This is a genomic window from Bradyrhizobium barranii subsp. apii, assembly GCF_011516635.5.
Classification (GTDB): domain Bacteria; phylum Pseudomonadota; class Alphaproteobacteria; order Rhizobiales; family Xanthobacteraceae; genus Bradyrhizobium; species Bradyrhizobium barranii.
In genome coordinates this window covers 139,898-162,046 of the sequence record NZ_CP096256.1, presented here as the reverse complement: position 1 = coordinate 162,046, position 22,149 = coordinate 139,898, and the positions used below count along the sequence as shown (strand labels likewise).

Here is a 22,149-nt window from a genome sequence, read left to right as displayed (position 1 = left end):
ACGATCTGCATGTTTCGCGGGATCGTGAGCACGGATTTCAGGGGATCGTGAGCAGAGATTTCAGACGATCGTGAGCACGGATTTCGCGGGATCGTGAGCAGCTTTTCAGCAACTCAGCCCGCTTCGGCCGACAACTCAACCGGCTTAGGAACTGCCTCGTCAGTGAACGAGGAAGGCCGATGCCCACCCAGAGATTGTCGATGCGCCGGATCAAAGAGGTTCTCCGCTTAAAACATGTTCAAGGCTTGCCGGAGCGAGCCATCGCGCGCACCTTGGGCATCAGCAACGGCGCCGTGCACAGCTATCTACGCCGAGCCGGGGCTGCCGGGCTGAACTGGCCGTTGCCGGCCGGAATGAGCGACGAGGACCTGGAGCTGCTGCTTTTCCCGGCGCCGAGGCCTGCGTCGCAGAGCCCCCAGCGGGCCGTTCCCGACTGGGGCTATGTCGACAAGGAGCTGCGCCGACGCAACGTGACCCGTCGGCTGCTGTGGGACGAGTATCGCGCCACCCATCCCGATGGCTTCGGCTACACCTGGTTCTGCACGACGTACGAGGCCTGGAAGGGGCGAGCCCGGCCTTCGATGCGGCAGACGCATCTGGGCGGCGAGAAGGTTTTCGTGGATTTCGCCGGCGACACCATCGACGTCATCGATCCCTCAAACGGGGAAGTGCAGTCGATGAAGCTGTTCGTCGCGGCGATGGGCGCCTCCAACTATACCTATGCCGAGGCCTGTCCAAGCGAGGGGCTCGCCGACTGGATCCGGGTCCACATCAATCTTTTCGCCTTCCTCGGCGGCGTGCCGACATTCGTAGTCTGCGACAATCTCAAGGCCGCCGTCACCAATCCCGACCGCCACGATCCCGGCCTCAACCGAACCTATGCCGAGATGGCGAGCCATTACGGCACGGCCATTCTCGCAGCCCGGCCGCGGCGCCCAAAAGATAAGGCAAAGGTCGAAGTTGCGGTGCAAGTCGCCCAGCGATGGATTCTGGCGCGGCTGCGCAACCAACGCTTCTTTTCGTTGGCGGAGCTGAACGCAGCCATCAAAACACTCGTCGTCGAACTCAATGCAAGGCAGATGCGCGACTTTGGCGCCAGTCGCGCCGAACTGTTCGCCGAGCTCGACAAGCCCAAGCTTACAAAGCTGCCGGACCAGGCTTACGCTTTCGCACGCTGGAAGCGATGCCGGATCGGCCCCGACTATCATATCGAGATCGATGGACACTGGTATTCCGCGCCGTATCGGCTCATCCGTGAGCTTGTCGACGCACGCATCGATGACAGAACGGTCGAGATCTTCCACAACGGCCGCAGGATCGCCAGCCACGCCCGCGCGCCCAACCGGCGGGGCCACACCACCATCGCCGACCATATGCCCAGCGCCCATCGGCGCTACGGTCAATGGACGCCCGCCGGAGTGATCGTCGCCGGCGAGCGGATCGGTCCGTCGACCGCCGCCTTCTTCCAGGCCGTGATCGCGGCCCGGCCGCATCCCGAGCAAGGCTTTCGCACCTGCCTCGGCATTCTGTCACTGGTCAAAAGCTACAGCGCGGAGCGCGTCGAAGCGGCCTGCCGGCGCGGCATTCTGATCAAGGCGCGATCCGTCGCCTCGATCCGCTCCATCCTCCAGAACGGTCTGGATCGTACCTTTCTCGACGAGCCCTCCGAACACCAACCCCTGCGCCACGGCAACATCCGCGGCCGCGATTATTTTCACTGAAGCCAAGGAGACCTGTATGCTCAACCATCCCACCCACGAACGCCTGATCGAGCTCGGCTTGAGCGGCATGGCCAAGGCCTTCGAGGAGCAGCGACGATCGCCTGATCTCGAAGCCTTGCCGTTCGAAGATCGCATCGGCCTGCTGGTCGACCGGGAAGCGGCGGAACGCGACACCAGGCGGCTCACCACGCGCCTCAAGCTGGCCTCGCTCCGCCAGAATGCCTGCGTGGAGGACGTCGATTTGCGGGGATGTCCCGGGTTCTGTTGAATTTCTGAAGAGGTCGGCGTTGCCCACCTTGAGCCGGTAGGCTCGGGGTGCTGATTCCACAAAGGAGAGCAACGCCATGACGAGAGATATCACACCGGCTGGTTGGCCGGCGACCGGGGCTGTGGAGAAATCATTTGCGGAAGTGCGAGCGAGCTTCGATCGGTTCTGCCTTGCGGCAGGAATCGAGGCGCTCGGCACGATGATGGAGGCGGATGTGACAGCGGCCTGCGGGCCGCGCCACGGTCGTGATGCGGCGCGGCGGGCGCACCGTTGGGGCCGAACGCGGGGGCGGATCGGTTTCCACGGCGGCAAGATCGAGGTCGATCGCCCGCGGGTCCGGGGCATGGACGGCCGCGAGGTCACGATCCCGAGCTGGGAAACGGCGGCGCAGGAGGACTGGCTCGGTCGCTGGGCGATGAACCTGATGCTGATCAATGTGTCGACGCGCCGGTTCGGCCGCGCCGTCCGGCTGCCCGAGGGTGACGTGCCGGCACCGCCCGGATCGGGGATTTCGAAGTCGGCGGCCTCGCGGAGGTTCGTGGCTCTGTCGGCGGCGCGGCTGGCCGACTTCATGGCTGCCGATCTGTCCGCGCTCGACCTTCTGGTGGTCCAAATCGACGGGCTGCATCTCGACGACGATCTCGTGCTGGTGGCCGCGATCGGGGTTGACGGCGAAGGCAACAAGCATCCGCTGGCGCTGGTGGAAGGGGCGACCGAGAATGCAGCAACGGTTCAGGCCCTGCTGGACAACCTGGTCTCGCGCGGGCTCGACCCGACGGTGCCAAGACTGTTCATCGCCGACGGCGCGAAGGCGTTGTCGAAGGCGATCCGCCGCACCTTCGGTTCGGCCGCTGCGATCCAGCGCTGCCAGATCCACAAGGCGCGCAACATCATGGAACGCCTGCCGAAAGAGCATCATGCGGCCACCCGCCGGGTGCTGCGCCAGGCCTGGGAGCTCGATGACGCCGACAAGGCTGAAAAATTGATCCGCAATCTCGCGCGTCGACTCGACCAGCAATGGCCCGGCGTTGCGGCCAGTATCCTCGAAGGCCTCGACGAAATCCTGACTGTCGTCCGGTTGAAGTTGCCGAAGGAGCTTCGCCGATCGCTCGCCTGTACCAATATCGCCGAGAACATGATGGGCACCATTCGCCGCGTCACGCGCAACGTTAAACGCTGGCGGGATGCCGGTATGGCCTTGCGATGGGTCGCGGCCGGTATGATCGAGGCCAACAAGGGCTTCCGACGATTGAAGGCGCATAAGCAATTGTCGGTTCTGCGTGCGGCCCTTCAAGCTCACCACGATCGCATGACAATCAAGTCCGTTGCCCACGTCACGAGGGCTGCGTAATATTCATTCCGGCAACGTCGACCCGACGTAGTTCAACAGCGATCGGGACATCCCCCGATTTGCGCACGCCGCGGGGTATCGACCGGGCCGTCTTCGCCAAGCTCGCCAGCGGCGACTGGATCGATCGCCACGAGAATTTGCTCATAACCGGGGCGACCGGATTGGGCAAAAGTTGGTTAGCCTGTGCCCTCGGCCACAAGGCCTGCCGAGATAATCGCTCGGTCCTCTATCACCGCGTCCCAAGATTGTTCGAAGCGTTGGGGCTCGCGCGGGGCGATGGACGTTATGCCCGCTTGCTCAAAACCCTTGGCCGCGCCCAGGTTCTGATTTTGGATGATTGGGGATTGTCGGTGCTCACCGCTGCCGAGCGGCGCGATCTACTGGAAATCCTTGACGATCGCCATGGCCGCTCCTCCACCATCGTAACCAGCCAACTCCCTGTGGACACATGGCACGAAGTTATCGGAGATCCCACGCTAGAGCATTTTCCGACCGGAAAGAATCGGGTGGGGATTCCCAAAACGGCGCGAGTCAGATTCAAGCTGCATGCTGGCGAGGGAGGCCAGCATGTATGGCCAGGGCGCTTTCGGTTGATCTTCGCCAAAGGGTGGTAGCCGCGATTGACGGTGGCATGTCCTGTCGACAGGCTGCTGAGCGCTTTGGTGTCAGCGCGGCCAGTGCAATCCGCTGGCGCGGTCGCCTCAAGAAAGTTGGCGACATCGTTCCTAAACGCCAGGGCGGTGACCGCAAATCGCAGCGCATCGAAGCGCATTCGCAATTGATTCTGGAGGCGGTGACAGCGAGGCCGGATATCACGCTTGCCGAGTTGCGAGAACTGTTGAAACGTCGTGGAATATCGACTGGCATCGCGTCGCTCTGGCGTTTTTTCCAGCGCAGAAAGATCACACTTAAAAAAAGACAGCGCACGCCGCCGAGCAACGGCGCGGCGATATAAATGCCGCACGTGAGGAGTGGTTCGAAGGGCAAATCGACCTTGACCCTGAGCGTCTCGTCTTCATCGACGAAACCAGCGCCAACACCAAAATGGCGCGGCGTTACGGGCGCTCGCCACGCGGCGAGCGATGTCGTGCAGCTATCCCACACGGACATTGGAAGACGACGACGTTCACCGCTGGATTGCGCTCCGACGGTCTGATCGCGCCGCTTGTTCTGGACGGTCCAATGGATGGCGACGCTTTCCTGGCCTACGTCGAGCAATTGCTCGCCCCATCGCTGCGGCCGGGCGATACCGTTATCATGGACAACTTGCCCGCTCACAAGGTCCATGGCGTTCGAGAGGCCATCCAGGCGGTCGGAGCTAGCCTGCTCTATCTTCCGCCCTACAGTCCAGACTTCAACCCGATTGAAATGGCCTTCTCCAAACTGAAAGCGCTGTTGCGGACCGCCGCAGCCCGCACCATGCCCGATCTCTGGCAAGCAATCGCCAACGCTCTCAAACGCTTCTCACCCGAGGAATGTCAAAATTATCTCGTCGCGGCTGGTTACGACGCAACGTGATCGGAAAACGCTCTAGGCGACGCGATTCTGGATCGCCTCGTCCACAACGCTCACCGCCTCCAGCTTGCTGGCGAAAGCATGCGAAAACGCAACGCCAAAACCATCACCCTTGACGAGCAGCCAGAACGCTGACCCTATCACCGCCTCGGCCGGAGCGAGGCTGCTCACGATCGTCTGAATTCGGCGCTCATGATCGCGCGAAATCGCTGCTCACGATCACTGAAATATGCAGCCAAGCCCAATCGTCGATTCCGACGACGGTCGGAGCAACGAAATCCGGCAACGGGGCCGAGTGAATCATTCGGAGCAAGGTGTCGCCGCTGACCGGCATGGCCAGTTTGCGCGCCAGGCGTGAGCCGGGCTCTCCGCCGACCGCAAAGCCGATCGCCAGTTGGCTCTCGCCGAGGCGGGTTGTGCGTCTTGCTTTCGGCCGCACCGTTGCCGGTAGTCGTTCGGTGAATATCCGACGCGGGCATTGCAGATTCGCGCATCGAAACCGTCGCGCGTGAAGCCGGATTTCGACAACCCGACCCTGCCAGGGCAGATCGGCTAAGCGTCGCACGTAATGGCTGTGGACGCGACACGTCTGGCAGCCGCAACAGGGACAGAGCGAGACCGCTGACTTCGGCCGAGCTACGAGCACCACCCTGTTGGTCTGGGGAAGGATCTCGACAATCGAAAGCTCGGAGGAAACCAGTGAGCGGAAGGCTTGGAGCAAGGCGAATCACGGGCGTCGACTGCGATTCCGACCTTATGCCCTTATTTGCACTGTCCGTGAATCCTGCACCCTGCACCAAATGTGCGGAAGAACCCCTAATTGCCGCGCGGAATGCTCTACTTGTCGTCCACTTTCTCCGACTTGAAACCGGTTTACCTCTCAGTTGTTAACCGGGCGATGATCTTGAAATTTTATGAGCCACTACTCTTGGGAGGGGGTCTATCGGCTGTTAAGGCCGTTGATAGGTGTCGAGCCAGAACTCGGCGGTTCTCCGGGACACTCATCATAGTCACGTGGTCGCCCGGAATTGGCACGGCATGAATGGCCTCCGCACTCAGAACGCGGTCCCAACCCCGCAGGGGCGCACCCTCTGGATCTATTGAATTTTTGCGAGATCGTGCGCGACGGCTAAGATGCTCGTTGCTATAGAACTGATGTATCTCAATCGGTAGGGATGGTACCTCATACAAGTCCAGCGCCCTATGAAACTGCATGCTCCTTTCATACGTCAGAATGTCGTTCTCGAGATCACGATCCAAATGGATCGCCCCAACTTTCTGGGCCTTTTCAAGGAGCTTAGAAATTGAACTTTGTTCAGCGAAGCGTTCAAGCATTTTGAACTTCTCGTCGTCTAATTCGAGAGATTCCAACAACGCTTCTCGCAACATTTGGGTGGGTGATACGCTTGACGGTTTTGCAGGTAGCACAACATCGATTAGAGCGATGAATGAAACAGCTTCATCAAGATCCAGTAACTGCTGCGCAATGGCGTAGGCCAAGACTCCTCCTGATGAATATCCAGCGAATCGATATGGACCTCGTGCCTGAATCTCTCTAATCGCCAAATTTACTTGCGAGGCTATCTCTTCAAGATCTGGAACTCGAACTTCACTGAATTGGGGCCATGGCAAAGCGTAGACAGGACATTCTACGTTCATTTCCTGGACCAAACTGGGGACATAGGAGCAGTCGCCCAAACCTGTGGGAACAAAGAACAGTGGCGGCTGCAATCCGGTTGCTCGAACACAAATCACTCTCGAACTGCTGGGCTGTGGTTCCAATTGAGTCTTTGATGCAAGTTCCTTTAGAACGGGGGCTTGGAAGAGGTCGGCGGCACTGAACTTGAGCCCAAGATCAAGTGCGCGACTGAGCAATTGCACAGCTAGCAGGGAATGGCCGCCGAGCGCAAAGAAGTTGTCGTGGCGCCCGATGCGCTCCACACCGAGAAGCTCGGCCCAGATCTGTGCCAGCGTGGTCTCGATCTCGCCCTGCGGCGGCTCATAGGCGCGATGCGCATACGCCTCCTCGCCCGGGGCCGGCAGCGCGTTCCGATCGACCTTGCCGTTCACCGTCAGCGGCAGCCCCGCCAGCCGCACGAACGCAGACGGCACCATGTAGTCCGGCAGCCGCGCACTCAAGTGTGCGCGCAAACCCCCGGCAAGATCAGATTCCTCAGCTTCGGGGGCGACGACATACGCAACGAGCCGCTGCTCGCCGCGGCCATCCTCGCGCGCCACCACCACCGCATCACCCACCGCCGGATGCTCGAGGAGCCGCGCCGCGATCTCGCCCGGCTCGATCCGGAAGCCGCGGATCTTCACCTGCTCGTCGTTGCGCCCCAAAAACTCCAGATTGCCGTCCGCCAGGTAGCGTGCCAGGTCGCCGGTCCGGTACAGCCGGTCGCCGTCCACAAAGGGGCTGGCGATGAACCGCTCCGCCGTCAGCTCAGGGCGGTTCAGGTAGCCCCGCGCCACCCCCGCACCGCCAATGCAGAGCTCGCCCACCGCCCCGAACGGCACCGGCTCCCCATGATCGTCCAGCAGATAGATCCGAAGATCGGGAATGCGCCTTCCGATCTGACTGCCCGAATCGGTGGTGTCAGACTGATCAAGAGACCGATAGGTGACATGCACGGTCGTTTCCGTAATACCGTACATGTTGATCAATTGTGGTGCACGATCTGAATGCCTTGCATACCACGGCTTCAGAATCGATGGCTCCAGAGCCTCTCCACCCAAAATAACGTAGCGAAGGCGGTTTCGAGCACCGCGCTGACGCTCCAGATCCACAAGAGCTTTAAAAGCCGAAGGGGTCTGATTCAGAACTGTAACGCCGGACTTGCAGATGAGATCATCGAAGTCAGGAGCAGAGCGAGCGGTGTCGCTCGGCACAAGAATCAAACGACCGCCATAACGCAGTGCGCCCCACAACTCCCACACCGAGAAGTCGAACGAGAAGGAATGGAACAGGCACCATACGTCCTGTTCAGTGAACCCATACCATTCCTGCGTCGCCTCGAACAAACGAACGATCTGAGCATGCTCGACCATGACGCCCTTGGGCGTACCGGTGGATCCCGAGGTGTAGATCACGTAGGCGAGATGGCGGGAGGTGAGGCCGAGCGCGCGCGGGTCCGGATCCGATTCCGGCAGGCTGGCCCAGGCCGGTGCCGCCGCATCGAGTTCCAGCACGCTCGCATCGAGGCCCACATCGCCCAAGGCGGCGCGGCCCGCCGCATCGGTCAGCAGCAGCCGCGGCGCCGCATCCTCCAGCACCTGGCGCAACCGCGCCGACGGATAGGCCGGGTCCAGCGGCACATACGCCCCGCCGGCCTTCAGGATCGCCAAAAGCCCCACCACCATCAGCGGACTGCGCGCAACGCAGATTGCCACCGGCTGATCCGGCTTCACCCCGAGGGCGATCAGATGATGCGCCAGCTGGTTGGCGTGCGCATTGAGCGCGCCATAGCTTACGCGCTGGTCCTGATAGACCAGCGCCACCGCCTCCGGCGCCTTGCGCACCTGCGCCTCGAACAGCTCCTGGATGCACTTGTCCGCAGGATACGGTGCCGCCGTCCGGTTCAGCTCCTCCAGCAGATAGGTACGCTCGTCCGCTGGCAGGATGTCCAGCTCCCGCACCGGCGTGTCCGGCGCCCGCTCCAGCGCCTCTGCCAGCTGCTCGAGCGCCCGCTGCATGTAGCCGCAGATCCGATCCGCCGAGATAGGCTCCGCCACCTGCGCCGTCAGCCCGAGCGCCTCGCCAAAATCCTCCACTGACAAGGTCTGCGGATAATTGGTGCGCTCCTCCCCGCCCAGCCATTCCACGCCCACCAGACTGTCATCGGTTGCGGTGGCGACCGCCGCGGTGTTGTGGCGGTAGTTCAACAACGCGCTGAACAGCGGCGCCGGCGCCGCAATGGCACTGCAGCGCTGCGCCAGCGCCAGCGAGGCATGCTCATGTGCCAGCAGCTCGGCCAGCCGGGCATGCGTGGTTCGCACGCTCGCCTCGACCGCAGTCCCATCAAGATCAAGCCGCAGCGGCAGGGTGTTGATGAACAGCCCCATGGCGCGGTCGGCGCCGGCGTTGCCCTGCAGGCGGCCGAACAGCACCGTGCCGAACACCACCTGCTCGCGGCCGCTGCTGCGCGCCACCACCTGCCCCCACGCCAGATGGCACAGGCTTGCCAGACTGACGCCCAGCCGCCGCGCCTGTTCCCGCAGCCGCGCATGGAGCGCCGGCGGCAACAACCGATGCGCCTCACGAACCCCGCCGCCGTCGCCGCGCACCTCGCTCAAGCCGAACGGCGTGGTCGGCTCGTCGATGTCGGCCAGCAGCTCCCGGAAGAACGCTTCGTCCGCCTCGGCATCACCGCGTAGATGCACCTGCGCCACCAGATTGCGGAACGGCTGCGGCGCCGGCAGCTCATGCTGGCGCCCCTCCAGCTCGGCCCGGACCTCAGCATGCATCACGTCCAGCGTGGTGTGATCCCCGATCAGATGATGCTGCAGCTCCAGCAGCAGCCAGCGCGCGCTGCCGGGCTCGCGCGCAATCACAAACCGCAGCAGTGGCGCCCGGCCAAGCTCGATGCGGTGCCGGCGCGGATCAAACCGCTCCCTCAGCTGCTCGGCGCCAGCACCATGAGCGCCATCCAGCTCGACCTCGGTCACCTCCAGTTGCGCCTTCCGCCACACCACCTGGGCCGGCTGCGACAGCCCCTCCCAGACAAACGAGGTGCGCAGGATGTCATGCCGATCCACCACCCGCTGGACCGCGGCAAGATAGCGCTCGAGCAGCCCACGCTCGGCAAACGCCATCTGCGATACCAGCAGGTATGGATCGCCCTTTGCCGCCAGCAGATGATGGAACAGGATGCCGTCCTGCAGCGGCGACAGGCCGTAAATGTCCTGGATGTTGCCAACCCCGCCGGGCACCGTGGCGATGATCCGGTCGATCTCGTCCTGTGCCAGCTCGATCAGCGGCAGCATCTGTGGCGTGATCGCCGCACTCCGTTCGGTGATCAGGTTGGCCGGGACCGCCACCTCCTGATGGTGGCCGAGGCTTGCGGCCAGATCCGCCAGCACCGGCTGGACGAACAGGGTGCGCACTTCGATGCCCAGCGACCGCCGCCGCAGAAGCTCCATCAACTGTACCGCCAACAGCGAGTGGCCGCCCAGTTCGAAGAAGTGATCGTGGCGCCCGATGCGCTCCACACCGAGAAGCTCGGCCCAGATCGTTGCCAGTGCCGTCTCGATCTCGCCCTGCGGCGGCGCGTAGGCGCGATGCGCATACGCCTCCTCGCCCGGGGCCGGCAGCGCGTTCCGATCGACCTTGCCGTTCACCGTCAGCGGCAGCCCCGCCAGCCGCACGAACGCAGACGGCACCATGTAGTCCGGCAGCCGCGCACTCAAGTGTGCGCGCAAACCCCCGGCAAGATCAGATTCCTCAGCTTCGGGGGCGACGACATACGCAACGAGCCGCTGCTCGCCGCGGCCATCCTCGCGCGCCACCACCACCGCATCACCCACCGCCGGATGCTCGAGGAGCCGCGCCGCGATCTCGCCCGGCTCGATCCGGAAGCCGCGGATCTTCACCTGCTCGTCGTTGCGCCCCAAAAACTCCAGATTGCCGCCCGCCAGGTAGCGTGCCAGGTCGCCGGTCCGGTACAGCCGGTCGCCGTCCACAAAGGGGCTGGCGATGAACCGCTCCGCCGTCAGCTCAGGGCGGTTCAGGTAGCCCCGCGCCACCCCCGCACCGCCAATGCAGAGCTCGCCCACCGCCCCGAACGGCACCGGCTCCCCATGACCATCCAGCAGATACACACGCGTGTTCGCAATCGGACGGCCAATCGTTTCAACGACAACGTCCCCCCTTCGTATGCAAATCCAGGTCGAGTAGGTCGTTGTCTCGGAAGGACCGTACAGATTACAGATCTTCTCGACACCACTGCTCTCAAATGCCTTCGCGATGAGATCCGCCTTCAGCCGCTCGCCGGCCAAATTGATGACGCTTGTCGAAGCCGGTACTGCTTTCTGATCGAGCAGAGCGGCGATCGCCGAAGGGACGGTGTTGATTAAGGAGACATCCGACTGCGTTTGCGCATTCTCGACAAGGTGCAGCCTGGTTCCTTGCGAGAGTGGAACGAAGCACTCGTAGATCGACAGATCAAAGCTGATCGAGGTGGCAAACAGCGTCCGGCTGATTTCTGATTCCGCAAACACGCCGCTGCTCCAATGCAGCAGGTTGACAGTGCTCCGATGCTCGACCATGACGCCCTTGGGCGTACCGGTGGATCCCGAGGTGTAGATCACGTAGGCGAGATGGCGGGAGGTGAGGCCGAGCGCGCGCGGGTCCGGATCCGATTCCGGCAGGCTGGCCCAGGCCGGTGCCGCCGCATCGAGCTCCAGCACGCTCGCATCGAGGCCCACATCGCCCAAGGCGGCGCGGCCCGCCGCATCGGTCAGCAGCAGCCGCGGCGCCGCATCCTCCAGCACCTGGCGCAACCGCGCCGACGGATAGGCCGGGTCCAGCGGCACATACGCCCCGCCGGCCTTCAGGATCGCCAAAAGCCCCACCACCATCAGCGGACTGCGCGCAACGCAGATTGCCACCGGCTGATCCGGCTTCACCCCGAGGGCGATCAGATGATGCGCCAGCTGGTTGGCGTGCGCATTGAGCGCGCCATAGCTTACGCGCTGGTCCTGATAGACCAGCGCCACCGCCTCCGGCGCCTTGCGCACCTGCGCCTCGAACAGCTCCTGGATGCACTTGTCCGCAGGATACGGTGCCGCCGTCCGGTTCAGCTCCTCCAGCAGATAGGTGCGCTCGGCGGACGACAGCAGCTCAATCCGCCCGACCTCTTGCTGCGCATCGGCAGCCATCGCCCGCAGCAGCGCCAGCAGATAATCCCGCTGCCGCTCGATCGTCGTCTGATCAAACAGCGCGGTGGCATAAGCCAGCGTTCCGGCGATCTCCTCACCCTGCTCGCCAAGGCTCAGCTCCAGATCGAACTTGACCTGATCAATCTCTTCCCCGGCAGCTTCCACACTCAGCCCCGGCAGGTCCAATGACCCAACCGCATTGTTCTCCCAGGCCAGCATCACCTGGAACAACGGCGTATGATCAAGAGCCCGCGGCGGCTGCACGATCTCCACCACCTGCTCGAACGGCAGCTCCTGGTGCTCCTGCGCTCCCAACGCCGTGCGCCGCGTCCGCTCCAACAGCTCCGACACGCTCGGCTCGCCCGACAGGTCCAGCCGGAGCGCCAGGGTGTTGACGAAGAAGCCGATCAGCTCTTCGATCTCGCGGTGCCCCCGATTGGCACTCGGCACCCCGATCACAAGATCGTCCTGTCCCGACAGACGCGACAGCACCGCAGCCCACCCCGCCAGCACGGTCATGAACAATGTCGTGCCATGCTGCCGGCTCAGCCGCTTCAGCCCCCGCGTCAGATCCGCATCAATGATGATCGGGACCGTCGCCCCGGCAAACGACTGTTGCGCCGGCCGCGGCCGGTCCGTCGGCAGCGCCAGACGGGCCGGCGCGCCGGACAGATTGCTGCGCCAATACTGCGCCTGGCGCTGCAGCCGTTCCCCCGACAGCCACTGCCGTTGCCAGGCAGCATAGTCCGGATACTGGATCGCAAGCGGCGGCAGCGGATCGTCCTGCCCAGCCGCGAATGCCCGGTACAGCTGAGTGAGCTCGCCCACCAACACGCCCAGCGACCAGCCGTCCGAGACGATGTGGTGCTGGGTCAGCAGCAACACGTGCGCCTCGTCCGACAGCCGGATCAGCCGGCCGCGGATCAGCGGGCCCCGCGCCAGATCAAACGGCGTGCGCGCCTCCTGCTGGCACAGCTGCGACAGCGCGGCGTCCGCATCCAGCCTGCCCCGCAGATCGTGCTCCACGACCGGCAGCCCCGCCTCCTCCGGCAGAAGCTCAACCCGGAGCTTGCCCTCCGAGGTGACAAAGACGCTGCGCAGCGCCTCATGCCGCGCAAACAAACGGTCCAGGCTGCGTTGCCAGGCGCTGCGGTCGAGCCCACCCTTCAGCCGCCACGCCAGCGGCACGTGATAGTGCGTGCTGCCCTGATCCAGCTGCGCCAAAAACCACAGCCGCTGCTGCGCAAATGACAGCACAAGCGGCTCGTGACGTGACACGGCCACAATCGCCGGCAGCTCTTGCGGACCGCAGCGGCTCAACAGCTCGACGATGCTTGCCGCCAGATCGGCCAGCACCGGTCTTGCAAACAGCGTCCGCAGCGGCAGCTCGACACCCTGCGCCTGCGACAGCCGGCTCGACATCTGTACTGCCAACAGCGAGTGGCCGCCCAGTTCGAAGAAGTGATCGTGGCGCCCGATGCGCTCCACACCGAGAAGCTCGGCCCAGATCGTTGCCAGCGCCGTCTCGATCTCGCCCTGCGGCGGCGCGTAGGCGCGATGCGCATACGCCTCCTCGCCCGGGGCCGGCAGCGCGTTCCGATCGACCTTGCCGTTCACCGTCAGCGGCAGCCCCGCCAGCCGCACGAACGCAGACGGCACCATGTAGTCCGGCAGCCGCGCACTCAAGTGTGCGCGCAAACCCCCGGCAAGATCAGATTCCTCAGCTTCGGGGGCGACGACATACGCAACGAGCCGCTGCTCGCCGCGGCCATCCTCGCGCGCCACCACCACCGCATCACCCACCGCCGGATGCTCGAGGAGCCGCGCCGCGATCTCGCCCGGCTCGATCCGGAAGCCGCGGATCTTCACCTGCTCGTCGTTGCGCCCCAAAAACTCCAGATTGCCGCCCGCCAGGTAGCGTGCCAGGTCGCCGGTCCGGTACAGCCGGTCGCCGTCCACAAAGGGGCTGGCGATGAACCGCTCCGCCGTCAGCTCAGGGCGGTTCAGGTAGCCCCGCGCCACCCCCGCACCGCCAATGCAGAGCTCGCCCACCGCCCCGAACGGCACCGGCTCCCCATGACCATCCAGCAGATACACACGCGTGTTCGCAATCGGACGGCCAATCGTTTCAACGACAACGTCCCCCCTTCGTATGCAAATCCAGGTCGAGTAGGTCGTTGTCTCGGAAGGACCGTACAGATTACAGATCTTCTCGACACCACTGCTCTCAAATGCCTTCGCGATGAGATCCGCCTTCAGCCGCTCGCCGGCCAAATTGATGACGCTTGTCGAAGCCGGTACTGCTTTCTGATCGAGCAGAGCGGCGATCGCCGAAGGGACGGTGTTGATTAAGGAGACATCCGACTGCGTTTGCGCATTCTCGACAAGGTGCAGCCTGGTTCCTTGCGAGAGTGGAACGAAGCACTCGTAGATCGACAGATCAAAGCTGATCGAGGTGGCAAACAGCGTCCGGCTGATTTCTGATTCCGCAAACACGCCGCTGCTCCAATGCAGCAGGTTGACAGTGCTCCGATGCTCGACCATGACGCCCTTGGGCGTACCGGTGGATCCCGAGGTGTAGATCACGTAGGCGAGATGGCGGGAGGTGAGGCCGAGCGCGCGCGGGTCCGGATCCGATTCCGGCAGGCTGGCCCAGGCCGGTGCCGCCGCATCGAGTTCCAGCACGCTCGCATCGAGGCCCACATCGCCCAAGGCGGCGCGGCCCGCCGCATCGGTCAGCAGCAGCCGCGGCGCCGCATCCTCCAGCACCTGGCGCAACCGCGCCGACGGATAGGCCGGGTCCAGCGGCACATACGCCCCGCCGGCCTTCAGGATCGCCAAAAGCCCCACCACCATCAGCGGACTGCGCGCAACGCAGATTGCCACCGGCTGATCCGGCTTCACCCCGAGGGCGATCAGATGATGCGCCAGCTGGTTGGCGTGCGCATTGAGCGCGCCATAGCTTACGCGCTGGTCCTGATAGACCAGCGCCACCGCCTCCGGCGCCTTGCGCACCTGCGCCTCGAACAGCTCCTGGATGCACTTGTCCGCAGGATACGGTGCCGCCGTCCGGTTCAGCTCCTCCAGCAGATAGGTGCGCTCGGCGGACGACAGCAGCTCAATCCGCCCGACCTCTTGCTGCGCATCGGCAGCCATCGCCCGCAGCAGCGCCAGCAGATAATCCCGCTGCCGCTCGATCGTCGTCTGATCAAACAGCGCGGTGGCATAAGCCAGCGTTCCGGCGATCTCCTCACCCTGCTCGCCAAGGCTCAGCTCCAGATCGAACTTGACCTGATCAATCTCTTCCCCGGCAGCTTCCACACTCAGCCCCGGCAGGTCCAATGACCCAACCGCATTGTTCTCCCAGGCCAGCATCACCTGGAACAACGGCGTATGATCAAGAGCCCGCGGCGGCTGCACGATCTCCACCACCTGCTCGAACGGCAGCTCCTGGTGCTCCTGCGCTCCCAACGCCGTGCGCCGCGTCCGCTCCAACAGCTCCGACACGCTCGGCTCGCCCGACAGGTCCAGCCGGAGCGCCAGGGTGTTGACGAAGAAGCCGATCAGCTCTTCGATCTCGCGGTGCCCCCGATTGGCACTCGGCACCCCGATCACAAGATCGTCCTGTCCCGACAGACGCGACAGCACCGCAGCCCACCCCGCCAGCACGGTCATGAACAATGTCGTGCCATGCTGCCGGCTCAGCCGCTTCAGCCCCCGCGTCAGATCCGCATCAATGATGATCGGGACCGTCGCCCCGGCAAACGACTGTTGCGCCGGCCGCGGCCGGTCCGTCGGCAGCGCCAGACGGGCCGGCGCGCCGGACAGATTGCTGCGCCAATACTGCGCCTGGCGCTGCAGCCGTTCCCCCGACAGCCACTGCCGTTGCCAGGCAGCATAGTCCGGATACTGGATCGCAAGCGGCGGCAGCGGATCGTCCTGCCCAGCCGCGAATGCCCGGTACAGCTGAGTGAGCTCGCCCACCAACACGCCCAGCGACCAGCCGTCCGAGACGATGTGGTGCTGGGTCAGCAGCAACACGTGCGCCTCGTCCGACAGCCGGATCAGCCGGCCGCGGATCAGCGGGCCCCGCGCCAGATCAAACGGCGTGCGCGCCTCCTGCTGGCACAGCTGCGACAGCGCGGCGTCCGCATCCAGCCTGCCCCGCAGATCGTGCTCCACGACCGGCAGCCCCGCCTCCTCCGGCAGAAGCTCAACCCGGAGCTTGCCCTCCGAGGTGACAAAGACGCTGCGCAGCGCCTCATGCCGCGCAAACAAACGGTCCAGGCTGCGTTGCCAGGCGCTGCGGTCGAGCCCACCCTTCAGCCGCCACGCCAGCGGCACGTGATACTGCGTGCTGCCCTGATCCAGCTGCGCCAAAAACCACAGCCGCTGCTGCGCAAATGACAGCACAAGCGGCTCGTGACGTGACACGGCCACAATCGCCGGCAGCTCTTGCGGACCGCAGCGGCTCAACAGCTCGACGATGCTTGCCGCCAGATCGGCCAGCACCGGTCTTGCAAACAGCGTCCGCAGCGGCAGCTCGACACCCTGCGCCTGCGACAGCCGGCTCGACATCTGTACTGCCAACAGCGAGTGGCCGCCCAGTTCGAAGAAGTGATCGTGGCGCCCGATGCGCTCCACACCGAGAAGCTCGGCCCAGATCGTTGCCAGCGCCGTCTCGATCTCGCCCTGCGGCGGCGCGTAGGCGCGATGCGCATACGCCTCCTCGCCCGGGGCCGGCAGCGCGTTCCGATCGACCTTGCCGTTCACCGTCAGCGGCAGCCCCGCCAGCCGCACGAACGCAGACGGCACCATGTAGTCCGGCAGCCGCGCACTCAAGTGTGCGCGCAAACCCCCGGCAAGATCAGATTCCTCAGCTTCGGGGGCGACGACATACGCAACGAGCCGCTGCTCGCCGCGGCCATCCTCGCGCGCCACCACCACCGCATCACCCACCGCCGGATGCTCGAGGAGCCGCGCCGCGATCTCGCCCGGCTCGATCCGGAAGCCGCGGATCTTCACCTGCTCGTCGTTGCGCCCCAAAAACTCCAGATTGCCGCCCGCCAGGTAGCGTGCCAGGTCGCCGGTCCGGTACAGCCGGTCGCCGTCCACAAAGGGGCTGGCGATGAACCGCTCCGCCGTCAGCTCAGGGCGGTTCAGGTAGCCCCGCGCCACCCCCGCACCGCCAATGCAGAGCTCGCCCACCGCCCCGAACGGCACCGGCTCCCCATGATCGTCCAGCAGATAGATCCGCGTGTTCGCGATCGGACGGCCGATCGGGACAATGGCCTCATCAAACTCAGCCGGACAACTCCAGGTCGTCGCACAAACCGTCGTTTCGGTCGGTCCATAGCCGTTGACAATGGATGCGGCAGGCAGGCATCGGATAAGTTCAGCCTTCGGCAGCTCTCCGGCAAGAATGAGAGCTTGCGACGCCAAATATTCCACATGCTTGCTTTGCTGAAGTAAGGCTGGGGGCAACGTCGCGTGCGTGATGGCTTCGCTTCGCAGATAATCCGATAGCTTGGTGCTCGCTTGACAGAGCTCATCCGCAGGCAAATGCAATGCGGCTCCCGAGCCAAACGCCATTATAATTTCCCAAACACTCGCATCAAAACCAAAGGAGGCAAACTGCACTATTCGGCTGTTTGAACAAACGCCCAAAAGCGTTATCTGAGCCAGCCCCAGATTGACCAAGCTCCGATGCTCGACCATGACGCCCTTGGGCGTACCGGTGGATCCCGAGGTGTAGATCACGTAGGCGAGATGGCGGGAGGTGAGGCCGAGCGCGCGCGGGTCCGGATCCGATTCCGGCAGGCTGGCCCAGGCCGGTGCCGCCGCATCGAGTTCCAGCACGCTCGCATCGAGGCCCACATCGCCCAAGGCGGCGCGGCCCGCCGCATCGGTCAGCAGCAGCCGCGGCGCCGCATCCTCCAGCACCTGGCGCAACCGCGCCGACGGATAGGCCGGGTCCAGCGGCACATACGCCCCGCCGGCCTTCAGGATCGCCAAAAGCCCCACCACCATCAGCGGACTGCGCGCAACGCAGATTGCCACCGGCTGATCCGGCTTCACCCCGAGGGCGATCAGATGATGCGCCAGCTGGTTGGCGTGCGCATTGAGCGCGCCATAGCTTACGCGCTGGTCCTGATAGACCAGCGCCACCGCCTCCGGCGCCTTGCGCACCTGCGCCTCGAACAGCTCCTGGATGCACTTGTCCGCAGGATACGGTGCCGCCGTCCGGTTCAGCTCCTCCAGCAGATAGGTGCGCTCGGCGGACGACAGCAGCTCAATCCGCCCGACCTCTTGCTGCGCATCGGCAGCCATCGCCCGCAGCAGCGCCAGCAGATAATCCCGCTGCCGCTCGATCGTCGTCTGATCAAACAGCGCGGTGGCATAAGCCAGCGTTCCGGCGATCTCCTCACCCTGCTCGCCAAGGCTCAGCTCCAGATCGAACTTGACCTGATCAATCTCTTCCCCGGCAGCTTCCACACTCAGCCCCGGCAGGTCCAATGACCCAACCGCATTGTTCTCCCAGGCCAGCATCACCTGGAACAACGGCGTATGATCAAGAGCCCGCGGCGGCTGCACGATCTCCACCACCTGCTCGAACGGCAGCTCCTGGTGCTCCTGCGCTCCCAACGCCGTGCGCCGCGTCCGCTCCAACAGCTCCGACACGCTCGGCTCGCCCGACAGGTCCAGCCGGAGCGCCAGGGTGTTGACGAAGAAGCCGATCAGCTCTTCGATCTCGCGGTGCCCCCGATTGGCACTCGGCACCCCGATCACAAGATCGTCCTGTCCCGACAGACGCGACAGCACCGCAGCCCACCCCGCCAGCACGGTCATGAACAATGTCGTGCCATGCTGCCGGCTCAGCCGCTTCAGCCCCCGCGTCAGATCCGCATCAATGATGATCGGGACCGTCGCCCCGGCAAACGACTGTTGCGCCGGCCGCGGCCGGTCCGTCGGCAGCGCCAGACGGGCCGGCGCGCCGGACAGATTGCTGCGCCAATACTGCGCCTGGCGCTGCAGCCGTTCCCCCGACAGCCACTGCCGTTGCCAGGCAGCATAGTCCGGATACTGGATCGCAAGCGGCGGCAGCGGATCGTCCTGCCCAGCCGCGAATGCCCGGTACAGCTGAGTGAGCTCGCCCACCAACACGCCCAGCGACCAGCCGTCCGAGACGATGTGGTGCTGGGTCAGCAGCAACACGTGCGCCTCGTCCGACAGCCGGATCAGCCGGCCGCGGATCAGCGGGCCCCGCGCCAGATCAAACGGCGTGCGCGCCTCCTGCTGGCACAGCTGCGACAGCGCGGCGTCCGCATCCAGCCTGCCCCGCAGATCGTGCTCCACGACCGGCAGCCCCGCCTCCTCCGGCAGAAGCTCAACCCGGAGCTTGCCCTCCGAGGTGACAAAGACGCTGCGCAGCGCCTCATGCCGCGCAAACAAACGGTCCAGGCTGCGTTGCCAGGCGCTGCGGTCGAGCCCACCCTTCAGCCGCCACGCCAGCGGCACGTGATAGTGCGTGCTGCCCTGATCCAGCTGCGCCAAAAACCACAGCCGCTGCTGCGCAAATGACAGCACAAGCGGCTCGTGACGTGACACGGCCACAATCGCCGGCAGCTCTTGCGGACCGCAGCGGCTCAACAGCTCGACGATGCTTGCCGCCAGATCGGCCAGCACCGGTCTTGCAAACAGCGTCCGCAGCGGCAGCTCGACACCCTGCGCCTGCGACAGCCGGCTCGACATCTGTACTGCCAACAGCGAGTGGCCGCCCAGTTCGAAGAAGTGATCGTGGCGCCCGATGCGCTCCACACCGAGAAGCTCGGCCCAGATCGTTGCCAGCGCCGTCTCGATCTCGCCCTGCGGCGGCGCGTAGGCGCGATGCGCATACGCCTCCTCGCCCGGGGCCGGCAGCGCGTTCCGATCGACCTTGCCGTTCACCGTCAGCGGCAGCCCCGCCAGCCGCACGAACGCAGACGGCACCATGTAGTCCGGCAGCCGCGCACTCAAGTGTGCGCGCAAACCCCCGGCAAGATCAGATTCCTCAGCTTCGGGGGCGACGACATACGCAACGAGCCGCTGCTCGCCGCGGCCATCCTCGCGCGCCACCACCACCGCATCACCCACCGCCGGATGCTCGAGGAGCCGCGCCGCGATCTCGCCCGGCTCGATCCGGAAGCCGCGGATCTTCACCTGCTCGTCGTTGCGCCCCAAAAACTCCAGATTGCCGTCCGCCAGGTAGCGTGCCAGGTCGCCGGTCCGGTACAGCCGGTCGCCGTCCACAAAGGGGCTGGCGATGAACCGCTCCGCCGTCAGCTCAGGGCGGTTCAGGTAGCCCCGCGCCACCCCCGCACCGCCAATGCAGAGCTCGCCCACCGCCCCGAACGGCACCGGCTCCCCATGATCGTCCAGCAGATAGATCCGCGTGTTCGCGATCGGACGGCCGATCGGGACAATGACCTCATCAAACTCAGCCGGACAACTCCACGCTGTCACGTCGATCGCAGCTTCCGTCGGACCGTAGAGATTGTGCAGGCCCGTCCGGGGCAATACGCGCCGAACCCTATGCACACTGGCGGCAGGGAGCGCCTCGCCGCTGCATAAAACACGCCGCAGCGACCTGCAGCGGTCAACACTCTTCGCATCCATAAAACTGACCAGCATGGATGGCACGAAGTGAATCGTCGTGATGCGCTGGCTGATGATCAAGTCGACCAATGCGTCGGGATCTCTGTGCGCGCCGGGCGGCGCCAGCACCAGGGTTGCCCCTTCAAGCAAGGTCCAGAAGAACTCCCAGGCCGAGACATCGAAGCTAAATGGCGTCTTCTGCAACACGACATCAGTTGCGTTGAGACCATAGGCATTTTGCATCCACATCAGGCGATTGACGATAGCCCGATGCTCGTTCTGGGCCCCTTTAGGCGTACCGGTGGATCCCGAGGTGTAGATCACGTAGGCGAGATGGCGGGAGGTGAGGCCGAGCGCGCGCGTATCCGGATCCGATTCCGGCAGGCTGGCCCAGGCCGGTGCCGCCGCATCGAGCTCCAGCACGCTCGCATCGAGGCCCACATCGCCCAAGGCGGCGCGGCCCGCCGCATCGGTCAGCAGCAGCCGCGGCGCCGCATCCTCCAGCACCTGGCGCAACCGCGCCGACGGATAGGCCGGGTCCAGCGGCACATACGCCCCGCCGGCCTTCAGGATCGCCAAAAGCCCCACCACCATCAGCGGACTGCGCGCAACGCAGATTGCCACCGGCTGATCCGGCTTCACCCCGAGGGCGATCAGATGATGCGCCAGCTGGTTGGCGTGCGCATTGAGCGCGCCATAGCTTACGCGCTGGTCCTGATAGACCAGCGCCACCGCCTCCGGCGCCTTGCGCACCTGCGCCTCGAACAGCTCCTGGATGCACTTGTCCGCAGGATACGGTGCCGCCGTCCGGTTCAGCTCCTCCAGCAGATAGGTACGCTCGTCCGCTGGCAGGATGTCCAGCTCCCGCACCGGCGTGTCCGGCGCCCGCTCCAGCGCCTCTGCCAGCTGCTCGAGCGCCCGCTGCATGTAGCCGCAGATCCGATCCGCCGAGATAGGCTCCGCCACCTGCGCCGTCAGCCCGAGCGCCTCGCCAAAATCCTCCACTGACAAGGTCAGCGGATAATTGGTGCGCTCCTCCCCGCCCAGCCATTCCACGCCCACCAGACTGTCATCGGTTGCGGTGGCGACCGCCGCGGTGTTGTGGCGGTAGTTCAACAACGCGCTGAACAGCGGCGCCGGCGCCGCAATGGCACTGCAGCGCTGCGCCAGCGCCAGCGAGGCATGCTCATGTGCCAGCAGCTCGGCCAGCCGGGCATGCGTGGTTCGCACGCTCGCCTCGACCGCAGTCCCATCAAGATCAAGCCGCAGCGGCAGGGTGTTGATGAACAGCCCCATGGCGCGGTCGGCGCCGGCGTTGCCCTGCAGGCGGCCGAACAGCACCGTGCCGAACACCACCTGCTCGCGGCCGCTGCTGCGCGCCACCACCTGCCCCCACGCCAGATGGCACAGGCTTGCCAGACTGACGCCCAGCCGCCGCGCCTGTTCCCGCAGCCGCGCATGGAGCGCCGGCGGCAACAACCGATGCGCCTCACGAACCCCGCCGCCGTCGCCGCGCACCTCGCTCAAGCCGAACGGCGTGGTCGGCTCGTCGATGTCGGCCAGCAGCTCCCGGAAGAACGCTTCGTCCGCCTCGGCATCACCGCGTAGATGCACCTGCGCCACCAGATTGCGGAACGGCTGCGGCGCCGGCAGCTCATGCTGGCGCCCCTCCAGCTCGGCCCGGACCTCAGCATGCATCACGTCCAGCGTGGTGTGATCCCCGATCAGATGATGCTGCAGCTCCAGCAGCAGCCAGCGCGCGCTGCCGGGCTCGCGCGCAA

The 22,149-nt window shown here is 64.8% G+C and carries 5 protein-coding genes and 3 pseudogenes (1 of these 8 running past the window's edge); 6 read left to right on the top strand and 2 right to left on the bottom strand.

Annotated features, from left to right (window positions below):
- Positions 1-179 precede the first annotated feature (179 nt).
- From istA to HAP41_RS47795, 6 genes and pseudogenes are all read left to right on the top strand, one after another.
- Complete coding sequence (gene istA / locus HAP41_RS47820; protein ID WP_166065845.1) at positions 180-1,721, top strand: IS21 family transposase; 1,542 nt, start codon at positions 180-182, stop codon at positions 1,719-1,721.
- A 16-nt stretch (positions 1,722-1,737) separates the two neighbouring features.
- A pseudogene (locus HAP41_RS47815) lies at positions 1,738-1,968 on the top strand (ATP-binding protein); the annotation flags it as partial.
- 97 nt (positions 1,969-2,065) lie between these two features.
- Positions 2,066-3,340, top strand: a complete 1,275-nt coding sequence (locus HAP41_RS47810; protein ID WP_166064748.1) for an IS256 family transposase — start codon at positions 2,066-2,068, stop codon at positions 3,338-3,340.
- Positions 3,341-3,393: 53 nt separating this feature from the next.
- Positions 3,394-3,819: pseudogene (locus HAP41_RS47805) on the top strand (ATP-binding protein); the annotation flags it as partial.
- Between the two features lie 92 nt (positions 3,820-3,911).
- A protein-coding gene (locus HAP41_RS47800) for an IS630 family transposase (RefSeq protein ID WP_166063836.1) occupies positions 3,912-4,858 on the top strand; the annotation gives its coding sequence in 2 pieces (ribosomal slippage) (positions 3,912-4,251 and positions 4,251-4,858; 948 coding nt in all).
- A 12-nt stretch (positions 4,859-4,870) separates the two neighbouring features.
- Positions 4,871-4,990, top strand: a pseudogene (locus HAP41_RS47795) (ATP-binding protein); the annotation flags it as partial.
- A gap of 55 nt (positions 4,991-5,045) precedes the next feature.
- Here HAP41_RS47795 and HAP41_RS47790 read toward each other — a convergent pair.
- On the bottom strand, positions 5,046-5,294 hold the full coding sequence (locus HAP41_RS47790) for a hypothetical protein (RefSeq protein ID WP_224581097.1): 249 nt from the start codon (positions 5,292-5,294) through the stop codon (positions 5,046-5,048).
- A 473-nt stretch (positions 5,295-5,767) separates the two neighbouring features.
- Positions 5,768-22,149, bottom strand: the end of a protein-coding gene (locus tag HAP41_RS47780; RefSeq protein WP_208012695.1) for a non-ribosomal peptide synthase/polyketide synthase. The gene runs 19,729 nt beyond the window's last position; 16,382 of the gene's 36,111 nt are visible here — the last part of the coding sequence; the start codon falls outside the window, past its right edge; its stop codon occupies positions 5,768-5,770.